Raw genomic sequence first — 9,398 nt, 5'->3', positions numbered from 1 at the left:
TAATGCCACTTAGAAGACGGCGATCATCAACTCGGGGCTTGCCATGAGACTTCAGAAAGTAAGGGTCTAGACCTCCCATCTGTGCGGCGCTCAAACAGAAAAGATCAGACATGGTCACCACTCGTTTTCGAACGGTGAACCATGCACGCCCAACCAATCCAATGAGGCCTAAAACTAAGACGTGGCGCAACCGGTTTACCGGATCAAGGTTCGTCGACTTCCAAAACGAAAGCGCCGGGATCGATGCTGTTCCCAATGGCCTTCACTATGTCGCGGCGCAAAGCCGGATCATCGGGAGAGAACATGCCAGTCTGGCGCATGGCGCGTAACACACTGATATCCGTTCCAAGGAACTCGAGCGCAACGCGGGACGCGCCGGGTTTGCGGCCACGTCGGGTGGGGCCACCGGTCTGTATACCTAAGAGGTAATCCACGCGGCTTAGATAGCTGGGATACAGAGTCATTTGCGTCACGGAATTCATTTCCATCGTTTCGTATTCGAAGAGTTGAATGCGGTCTGCCAGCTGAAAAATAAGCCCTTCGTATTTGTTCGTACGGACCCAGTGCCGTGTGTCCGGGTCGCGCAGGATTTCCACATTCTTGAAATAGCCGCGACCGTCGCGGATTACGATCCGCGCAAGAGATCGGATGATGCAGCCCTTGTTGCCGAAAGAATAGAAATAGCGGAAGTAGTAGCCTTCATAACGATTCACCGGCATGCTGCGTGACAAAAGGGTCTCTAAGTGCTTCATCGGAAGATCGAGCTGTGGGGTCGCAACAGACTGACGGCGCAGTCCAATCACCCGGGCAAAACCTGTCTCATCCATCAACATCTCGGATTCCGTTACGCCAACAAAATCGCATATCCGGCGCATGTTGTGCCGCGAGGGGTAGACTTGACCGTTCAGATATTTGTTGAATTGTTGACGGTTGATCCGGATGCGACGGCACACTTCCGAAATTGATTTGTAATAGCTGCAAGCCAGGGTGAGGTTCTTAGCAAAATTTGACATAGACCTATCGCATAGTGACGCACTTATAGCGCAAAGTAGCGCACAGATGCGAAATTGCCATTCATAAACCCTTCGCTCATCCTTCAGGTTAATAAAGTGTTACAAATGCCTTCCGACGGCGCTTGCTAGAGCCGGGTCGAGGAAGGGAATCAACAGGAGCCAGACCTTGACATCCACAAAGACCACTCGGCGAACTTTCCTGACTTCGGCGGCCGCAATCGGTGCGGCAGGACTCTTTCCGGGCGGCGTCGGGATGCTGCGCGCGCAAGAAGGAAGCGTCCTGAATCTGCGATTGGACGGCGACAATTCAATTCTTGATCCGGGCTACATGGTTGGCGGAACCGAGGTCGAAGCGCAAAAGCAATGTCTTCCATTCCTTGCTGAATATGTACGTGACGGCGACACTTTCAGCTGGCAACCGACTGATTATGTCACCCGGTTGGAATACGTCGACGACACGCACATCGAATTCGAATTGGCTCCGGGACTGGTCTGGTCCGGTGGCAACGGCACGCTCAAGGCTTCTGACGTCGCCTACTCGTATGCCCGGATGAAAGACAGTGAATGGTCTGGCTATTTCGATGCGCTGGAAACTGTCGAAGTAACCGGTGAACTGACGGGTACGCTCGTTCTGAACAAGCCCTTCGCGCCCTTCATCATGGTCACCCTCTGCCACGGGCCCGGCGCCATCGTCTGTGAGGCGGCAACCGAAGCAGCCGGTGGCCGTTTCACCACGGAGTTCCCGGCAATTTGCGGTCCCTACACCTATTCCGCCACGCCGGGACAACGCGCTGTTTTCGAGAGAAACCCGGAATGGACCGGCCCCGCGCCGGGCTTTGACCGAGTAGTCTGCCATGTCATCACCGAGGTCCAGGCGGCTGAACTGGCCTACGAAGCAGGCGAAATCGACTGCACCGAGCTTGGCCCAGACAGTCTGGCCCGTTATTCGAAAGAGATGCCCGAAAATACGGCGATCACCACCGCGGGGCAGCTTCAGTACATGTGGATGGGCATGAACACGCAGCATCCCAAGCTGCAGGACATCAAGGTGCGTCAGGCGATACAGCACGCTGTAGATGTCGATAGCATCCTGGCAGGTGCCTTCGCGGGCACTTCAACCAAATCGCACGGTATCGTATGCCCCGGTCTGCTGGGCGCGCGCTCGGATCATGGCTATAGCTACGATCCCGCAAAGGCGCGCGAACTGATGGCTGAATCCGGTGTCACGGGGCTGGAGTTGACGCTGCGCACCCTGAACTGGCAGGAACGCTTGCTGACCGCGCAGATCATTCAGGCGAACCTTGCCGCCATCGGCATCACCGTGAATATCCTGCCGATGGAAAGCGGCCCGTTCTGGGAAATGGGCATGGAAGAGGCGGGTGACACTTGGGAAGACCTCGAACTCTGGATCATGCGCTTTGCGACGGTGCCCGACCCATACGAAGCGACCCAGTGGTTCGTGTCCGAGCAGGTTGGTGTTTGGAACTGGGAACGCTGGACAAGCGAAGAATTCGATAGCCTCTATGAAGAGGGTCTTTCGGAAACTGACGAAAGCAAACGCGAAGCGATCTATGTCCGTATGCAAGAGATCATGGATGAAACCGGCGCCTATGTCTGGATCAACCATGAACCTGAAACCTACGCGCACAGGACAGACATCGAGGTAGTCGCCGCACCATCCGGTGAACTGAACTACCACCGGTTCAAGCAGGTCTGATCTGTAGCGCCTCCGCGTTTGTCCTGCGGGGGCGTTCTATTCGAACCGGGAGCAATCCGGCATGACGATCTACCTATTCAAGAGGTTCGGTCTGGCGGCAGTCGTCGTCATGGCCGTTCTCTTGTTGCTCTTCTCGATGCTGCATATGATCCCGGGCAACCCCGCGATCCTGGCACTTGGAACACGAGCGACACCCGAAGCCATTGCGGAATACTCCGCAAGGATGCATCTGGATGAGCCTGTTCTGAAGCAGTTCGTTTACTTCCTTGGGAGCGCCGTGCAGGGCGATCTCGGTGAGGACGTGTTCTCGAACCGACCGGTCACCGCGATTATCGCGGAACGCATGGGCTTTTCGCTGGCTCTGATCTGTACCGGAATGGGCTGGGCCGTGTTGTTGGGCGTGCCGCTGGGTTGTCTCGCTGCCGTGCGTCCGGGATCCTGGCTTGATCGCGTTACAGGAATATTTTCGGTCGGCACAATCGCCGTGCCGTCATTTCTTGTTTCGATCTGGGCGCTGCTGCTTTTCTCGATCCAGTTACGCTGGCTGCCCGCCATCGGGGCAGGGGAGCCGGGTAACTTTGCCGATCAACTGAGCCATCTTGTTCTCCCGGCCTTCGCCATCGGGTTGGGATGGGTCGGCTATCTCGCGCGCATGGTCCGCGCATCAATGCTGGAAGTCATGGGAGAACCTTACATCCGTTCAGCGAGCGCCTTTGGCCTCAAACCAAGGCGCATCGTACTGGGCTATGCCCTGCGGGTCGCCATTTTGCCGACAATCACTCTGATCGGTATGGGGTTTGGCGGGCTTATTTCTTCTGCGGTCTTCGCCGAGATTATTTTTGCCCGGCCCGGTGTCGGCAAAATGATCTTCGACGCGGTGTCCGACCGCAATTTTCCCATCGTGCAGGGCGGTGTGCTGGTTGCCACTGGCTTCTACATCCTCGTTGTCCTGCTTTCCGACCTTCTCATTGCTTGGCTAGATCCCCGTGTCCGCTCTTCCCTCTGATACCAACACCGCTGCTCCTGTGCCCGAAGCCCGCGAAAGCGCCGGCCGCGAGCGGCGTGAAAAGCTCAAACGCTTTCTGACCGACTGGCAGGCGGTGACAGGGCTCTTGCTGGTCGTGCTATTCTTTGCTTCCGCCATCTTCGCGCCTTGGATCGCGCCTTATGACCCGAACGCGATGGACATTCCCGCGCGTATGTCCGGCCCGACCTGGGCCCATATTGCGGGCACGGACCAGCTTGGCCGGGATACGTTCTCTCGTATTCTGCATGGCGGACGTGTGGCCCTTTATATCGCCGCGATCGGGGTTTCGGCGTCGCTGGCGATCGGTTTGGTACTCGGCATGATCGCTGGCTACGGTCCGCGCTGGCTGGACAACCTGTTGTTGCTGGCCTTTGACGCCGTGCGATCTTTCCCTGCAGTTATTCTCGCTCTGGCCACCGTGGCGCTGACAGGTCCCAGTCTGACCGTGGTGCTAGCCATCGTGATCCTGACAACGATCCCCAGCTATGGCAGGGTTGCAAGGACGGCAACGCTGGCTTTGCGCCATACGGAATTCATTCTGGCAGAACGGTCTCTTGGCGCCTCGACGAATCGAATACTGTTCCAGCATGTGATGCCCAACGTGATCGGACCACTGTTGATCCTTGCCGCGATGGAAGTACCGGTGGTGGTATCGATCGAAGCAGGGCTTTCGTTCCTCGGCATCGGGGTGCTGCCGCCGCAGGCCAGCTGGGGCACGATCCTGAACGAAGGTTATCTTGTGATACGAGATGCGCCATGGATGGTGATCGCAGGTGGTATTCCACTAATCCTCACGACACTGGGTTTTACTTTTCTGGGGGAAGCATTGAGGGATATCTTCGATCCGCGCATGGGGAGAGGGCGATGAGAGATTTGGCCACTGACACCATGTTGGAAATCGACGGTCTTACCCTCAGCTTTCGTACCAACCGTGGCCGCGTAAAGGCGTTGCGTGAAATCACCTTTCCGGTACGCAAAGGCCGCATTCTAGGCATAGTGGGGGAAAGCGGTTCCGGTAAGAGCACAGTGCTGTGGTCGGTCCTTGGTCTATTGGCAGGCAATGCCGAAGTGACCGCGGGACGGGTCGAATACGGCGGCAAGAACCTACTGACTCTGAACGCAGAAGGGTTGCGCGCATTACGTGGCGAAGAGATCAGCGTGGTATTCCAGGACCCCATGACCTCGCAGATCCCGGTGCTTCCATACGCACAGCAGATGTCCGACATTCTGTACCGGCGGTCAATGTCCGAAGCTGACAAGCGCAAAGCCGCCATCGATATGCTCAGACGCGTTGGTATTCCCGATCCTGAAAGCCGGGTGGATGCCTATCCGCACCAATTCTCGGGCGGAATGCGCCAGCGCGCTGGCATCGCCATGTCGATGCTGACCGGGCCTAACCTGCTGCTCGCGGATGAGCCGACGACTGCGCTCGACGTCACGATGGAAGCCCAGATGATCGACCTCATGCGGGGGCTGCGCGATGATTTCGATACGACCATCGTAGTGGTATCGCACAATCTTGGTCTGATCGCCGAGATGTGCGACGACGTGGTGGTGATGTACGCGGGTGAAGTGGTTGAGACCGGCGAGGTCCATGACATTTTCCACAACGCACGTCATCCCTATACACGTGCGCTTCTTGAATGCGATCCGGCTAGGATCGCCGACGTGTCGCGCAGGCTACCTGTTATTCCCGGAGATATCCCCGATCTGACAGCTTCTTTGTCAGGCTGCATCTTTGCGAGCCGGTGCCAGAAAGCTCTGCCTGCCTGTTCCACGACCGCGCCACCACTTGTCGAACGGGGAACAGGCGTAGCCAAATGCCACCTGCTGGAAGGGCCATTTGCCGACCCGTCATGGCCTCCACCCGCTGATGTCACGACCGTCATGCGCGATACCGGCAAGAACTTGGATGCTTCCGTTACAGAGGCCAAGCCACTGCTTGAAGTTCGCGACCTGAATGTTCAATTTCGCACGATGGGCGCGATGAAAACCCGGTTGCGCGGTGTCGGGCGGCCATTTGTCGACGCAGTTCTGGACGTAAGCTTAGATATCCGTCCCGGCGAAACGCTGGCGTTGGTTGGTGAGAGCGGTTCGGGCAAGACGACACTTGGTCGGACGATCCTGAACCTTCAGGATGCCGCCGGCGGTTCGGTTCGTTTTGAGGGCAACGAAATCCGGAACATGTCCGAACGACGTTTCAAACCGTTGCGGCGCGATATGGCGATGATGTTTCAGGATCCGGTCGGGTCGCTTTCGCCGCGCAAGTCCGTGCGGGCGCTGATTACCGAACCTTTGCTGATCCACGGCGCCGAGGGCCGCAACCTCGATTCCGAAGCCGAGCGGCTCGCTGATATGGTGCGACTGCCTCGCGGGTTCCTCTCGCGTTATCCGCACGAATTGTCGGGTGGTCAGGCCCGCCGCGTTGGTGTGGCACGCGCCTTGGCTTTGAATCCAAAGCTGATCATTGCGGATGAACCGACAGCAGGTCTGGACGTGTCGGTTCAGGGAGAGATCCTGAACCTGATGGCTGATTTGCAGGCGGAACATGGTCTCAGCTACCTGATCATTACGCACAACCTGCCCGTTGTTCGCCACATCGCCGATCGCATCGCCATAATGTACCTCGGCCGCATCGTTGAAGAGGGGCCAGCAGCTGAGGTCTTTGCCCGTCCGGCCCATCCTTACACCCGCGCGCTGGTCGAGGGCGTTCCGCAGCCTGACCCGGACCGTCGCCGCCAAAAAACCGATGCCATTAAGGGCGAGGTGCCGAGCCTGCTGCGACGTCCCAAAGGGTGTGATTTCGCGACGCGTTGCCCGCTGGCCCACGATACCTGCCGGGAGTCCAAACCGCAACACCGGCAGATCGCGCCGGATCACAGGCATGCCTGCCTGTTTCCGCTTCGCTGAGCCGGTCGACCGATAACCTAATTTCACTGACAACAACGAGGACCCTATGAGCTACGGGATCTACATCGGCCGCCACTTGACCTCGGACGGACATGCTTGGCTTGCCGGATATGGCGACGAGCCCTCGAGCCACTGGCTCGAAATCATTGACCGGGCCGAGCACGGTTCGGATTCTACCATCACTGTGGGGGTTGGCCCTGATAGCGATATGCCTGGACATCGGACCGAAATTCCGCAGGCAGATGTGACCGCTAGACACATGCGGGTCAGCTATAGCTATTACCTTGGCGTACCCGCGCCGATCACGAATGGCGGTCTGAATGAATATGGGGTGGCGGTGCGCGACATCTGGTCGACCTCCTGTCAGGCTCTCATTGACATGACACCAAAAGATCAGACAGGCCCCAATTATTCTGACCTTGCCAGAATTGTGCTGGAGCGCGCGCATACGGCCCGCGAGGGCGTCGACATCATGGCTCGGCTTATCGCGGAGCATGGCTACTCCTGTTACGGCGGTAACTCTCACATCATCGCCGATCCGGATGAAGCGTGGGTGGTAATCCAGTTCTCGGGAGGCAAAGGTCTCTGGGTGGCTGAGCGTCTGGGGGCTGATGACATTCGCGCTTCCCGTCCTGGATACGTCGGTGTCGTCCCCACCGAACCTGACGAAAAATTCCTTTACCCAGACCATTTTATACAGACCGCGATCGATCTTGGCTGGTACGACCCGGCTTCAGATCAACCTTTTGACGTCAATTCCATTTATGGTGACGGCAAAGGCCCTTGGAAGGGGATGGCATGGGTTGAAGCAGAAATGCGCAAACGCGCCGACTCTGCGCCGATCACTTTTACAGATGTCTGCTGGGCCATCCAGACCGAGCGTCTGACCGGCGATACCGCAGGCTATGGTCAGGTGGTGCCCCTAGTGCACCCCCGGCATCCTGACCTCCGCATGATGTGGCATGCACCCGTCGGCCCAGTGACTGCGCCGCTAGTACCCGTCTTTCTCGGTCAAACCGAGGTGCCGGATGAATTCGCGCTGCACCGTTACCTGACCACGGGCGAGGCGCATCGTTTTCTCGACCGTCGGAAAGAGGCCACCGCTCCTGACACGGTCAGCCATGTCCCTCAGGGCGTCGAGGTCTCTGACAGTGCCGTCTACCAGTACAAACGCCTTATGCATCTGGCATTTCAGGATGAAGATCTGCTGAAAGAGGTTTGGGATCACTGGCGTCTGATGGAAGTACAGCTTGCAGAACAGTTGCCCTTGGTTTTGCGCAGCGCGCAACTCTTGCTACAGTCGGATGAGCAAGAGCTTGCCCGGCGGGTCTTGACGCGCGAGAGCCGAACTTGGCTTGGTCAGGGACTGGAAGATTGTCGCGCATTTGTCGCCGCAGGCCATGCGCGTCTCCGCCTCCAAGATGGGCTTAACCGAAGCCGGAAGCCATTGGCTCCGGAGCAATTCTGGTAAGTTCCAAGCCCCAGCTGATCGTTGAAATAACGGGTCGAGGTGAATGCTTTGGAGAGCACTTAGGCCTTCAACGAAAGAAAATTTCTTCGCACGGCGGGTTAAACGCCACTTTGGCTGGCAAACTTGCATTCGATGGCCGTTCGGAGAAAATGTTCGCGCCGCAGCTGTTCCGGATCGATGTGCGTCACAACGGAACGTGACTGTCGGAAAGTCGCGATCAGCCCATCTTGTTCCAGCCTGTGCAACGCTTCTTGCGCTGCGTCGTTAAAAAAGCGTCGAAGCCGCTGATCGGTCGCTTTTAGCGAGGGTACTGCTACATCTTTTTGCGACCTGCTACGCAGACGGACAAAGCCTGCAACTTTGATTTTCTCGAAACGGGGTTCGGGCGCACGGCCGGCGAACCCGACATCCTTTGATAGAGCAGCCATGAGCCACACATAAGTTCTGTCCGAAGACACCCGTCACCGTTTGTTGCGCGCCTCTATGGCCTCGCTTGCAACGCAGCTCTGCAAGCGCGGTCTGCACAACCAATTCATCCAACGCGTATCGATAATAGCGCCGCAAGAGTGGATATGGTCGGGCGGGCGTTTACGCTGCGGTATATTTCGGTACGGTAGAAACGTAGTGGTCTCGACGTTTCCCGCTACGCAGACCATCCGCAACGTCTCGCGGTGGAAATCTGTTTTCCCAGCCAGATACTGGTGATGGATGCGCGGCAAGACGCGCTTGCGGCCACGGCCGGGTCGATCCTAATGGCGAAATTGGCCGTAAGAGGATACGCCGGTGTCGTTTACGACGGAGGTTTTTGCGACGTCGGTGGGATTGGCGCTCTAAACACCGTCATATTGCGCCAGCCCCTCTGCGCCGACAAATCTCACGTTTCACGAGGCACTCGCGATAAATGTGCCCATAGCCTGCGGTGGCGCGCCTGTTTTCCCGGGTCATTTCATGGTCGGCGATCAGGATGGCATGATGGCCACTCCGGCCCATCTCGAAGACGAAATTTCCCAGGGCTGTGCAAAAATGGAGGACTTCGATGACTTTGTACTGGAGGAAGTCATTTTTGGAGCGCCTGTGATCTTTCTCCATCCCTGCACAACGCATGAGAACATGCGCAAATTCGAAGTATGGAAAACCAAACGTCAGGAAAAATGGAATCGCGTATCCAATCGGTGCAGGTAAGCATCAGGCCGAAATCAACAGTTTGATCGACTGATTTTTGCCGTCCTGATCGCGGCAACGCGGGCAACGGTTGTTATC

9 protein-coding genes and 1 pseudogene are annotated in these 9,398 nt (G+C 57.4%); 7 read left to right on the top strand and 3 right to left on the bottom strand.

The features are described 5' to 3' along the window. Nucleotides 1-112 (bottom strand): annotated as a pseudogene (locus tag MF268_RS14320) (IS5/IS1182 family transposase); the annotation flags it as partial. 91 nt (nt 113-203) lie between these two features. Next, on the bottom strand, nt 204-1,013 hold the full coding sequence (locus MF268_RS14315) for a helix-turn-helix domain-containing protein (protein ID WP_238371540.1): 810 nt from the start codon (nt 1,011-1,013) through the stop codon (nt 204-206). Nucleotides 1,014-1,179: 166 nt separating this feature from the next. Here MF268_RS14315 and MF268_RS14310 point away from each other — a divergent pair, with 166 nt between their 5' ends. The 5 genes from MF268_RS14310 (at nt 1,180) to MF268_RS14290 (ending at nt 8,138) form a co-directional block, all read left to right on the top strand. Further along, the gene (locus MF268_RS14310; protein WP_238371539.1) at nt 1,180-2,730 is read left to right on the top strand and encodes an ABC transporter substrate-binding protein; all 1,551 of its coding nucleotides are present in this window, start codon (nt 1,180-1,182) and stop codon (nt 2,728-2,730) included. Nucleotides 2,731-2,791: 61 nt separating this feature from the next. Continuing rightward, a complete protein-coding gene (locus MF268_RS14305) occupies nt 2,792-3,736 on the top strand; it encodes an ABC transporter permease (protein WP_238371538.1) in 945 nt (314 codons plus the stop codon). After that, nucleotides 3,717-4,625: an ABC transporter permease gene (locus MF268_RS14300; protein WP_238371537.1), complete on the top strand. Its 909-nt coding sequence runs from the start codon at nt 3,717-3,719 to the stop codon at nt 4,623-4,625. Before MF268_RS14305 ends, MF268_RS14300 begins: the two co-directional genes overlap by 20 nt. Continuing rightward, nucleotides 4,622-6,667: a dipeptide ABC transporter ATP-binding protein gene (locus MF268_RS14295; RefSeq protein WP_238371536.1), complete on the top strand. Its 2,046-nt coding sequence runs from the start codon at nt 4,622-4,624 to the stop codon at nt 6,665-6,667. The genes MF268_RS14300 and MF268_RS14295 overlap by 4 nt, the downstream gene beginning before the upstream one ends. Before the next feature lie 46 nt (nt 6,668-6,713). After that, a complete protein-coding gene (locus MF268_RS14290; RefSeq protein ID WP_238371535.1) occupies nt 6,714-8,138 on the top strand; it encodes a C69 family dipeptidase in 1,425 nt (474 codons plus the stop codon). A gap of 98 nt (nt 8,139-8,236) precedes the next feature. On the opposite strand, the gene MF268_RS14285 is transcribed toward MF268_RS14290, so the two are convergent. Then, a complete protein-coding gene (locus tag MF268_RS14285) occupies nt 8,237-8,566 on the bottom strand; it encodes a hypothetical protein (protein ID WP_238371534.1) in 330 nt (109 codons plus the stop codon). A gap of 276 nt (nt 8,567-8,842) precedes the next feature. On the opposite strand from MF268_RS14285, the gene MF268_RS25540 reads away from it, so the two are divergent. Next, nucleotides 8,843-9,178, top strand: a complete 336-nt coding sequence (locus MF268_RS25540) for a hypothetical protein (protein ID WP_475581211.1) — start codon at nt 8,843-8,845, stop codon at nt 9,176-9,178. Next, nucleotides 9,087-9,320: a hypothetical protein gene (locus tag MF268_RS25400; protein WP_475581212.1), complete on the top strand. Its 234-nt coding sequence runs from the start codon at nt 9,087-9,089 to the stop codon at nt 9,318-9,320. Before MF268_RS25540 ends, MF268_RS25400 begins: the two co-directional genes overlap by 92 nt. Nucleotides 9,321-9,398 lie beyond the last annotated feature (78 nt).

The organism is Heliomarina baculiformis (assembly GCF_019966545.1).
In the GTDB taxonomy this organism is placed as follows: Bacteria; Pseudomonadota; Alphaproteobacteria; order Rhodobacterales; family Rhodobacteraceae; genus Heliomarina; species Heliomarina baculiformis.
The sequence above is the reverse complement of the archived record's forward strand: the minus strand, read 5'-3'. Positions and strand labels throughout refer to the sequence as shown.

Coding starts and splice junctions, on each gene's coding strand:
- MF268_RS14315 (WP_238371540.1), bottom strand. CDS start 1,013: ATGTCAAATTTTGCTAAGAACCTCACCCTGGCTTGCAGCTATTACAAA.
- MF268_RS14305 (WP_238371538.1), top strand. CDS start 2,792: ATGACGATCTACCTATTCAAGAGGTTCGGTCTGGCGGCAGTCGTCGTC.
- MF268_RS14295 (WP_238371536.1), top strand. CDS start 4,622: ATGAGAGATTTGGCCACTGACACCATGTTGGAAATCGACGGTCTTACC.
- MF268_RS14290 (WP_238371535.1), top strand. CDS start 6,714: ATGAGCTACGGGATCTACATCGGCCGCCACTTGACCTCGGACGGACAT.
- MF268_RS14285 (WP_238371534.1), bottom strand. CDS start 8,566: ATGGCTGCTCTATCAAAGGATGTCGGGTTCGCCGGCCGTGCGCCCGAA.
- MF268_RS25540 (WP_475581211.1), top strand. CDS start 8,843: ATGGATGCGCGGCAAGACGCGCTTGCGGCCACGGCCGGGTCGATCCTA.
- MF268_RS25400 (WP_475581212.1), top strand. CDS start 9,087: ATGGTCGGCGATCAGGATGGCATGATGGCCACTCCGGCCCATCTCGAA.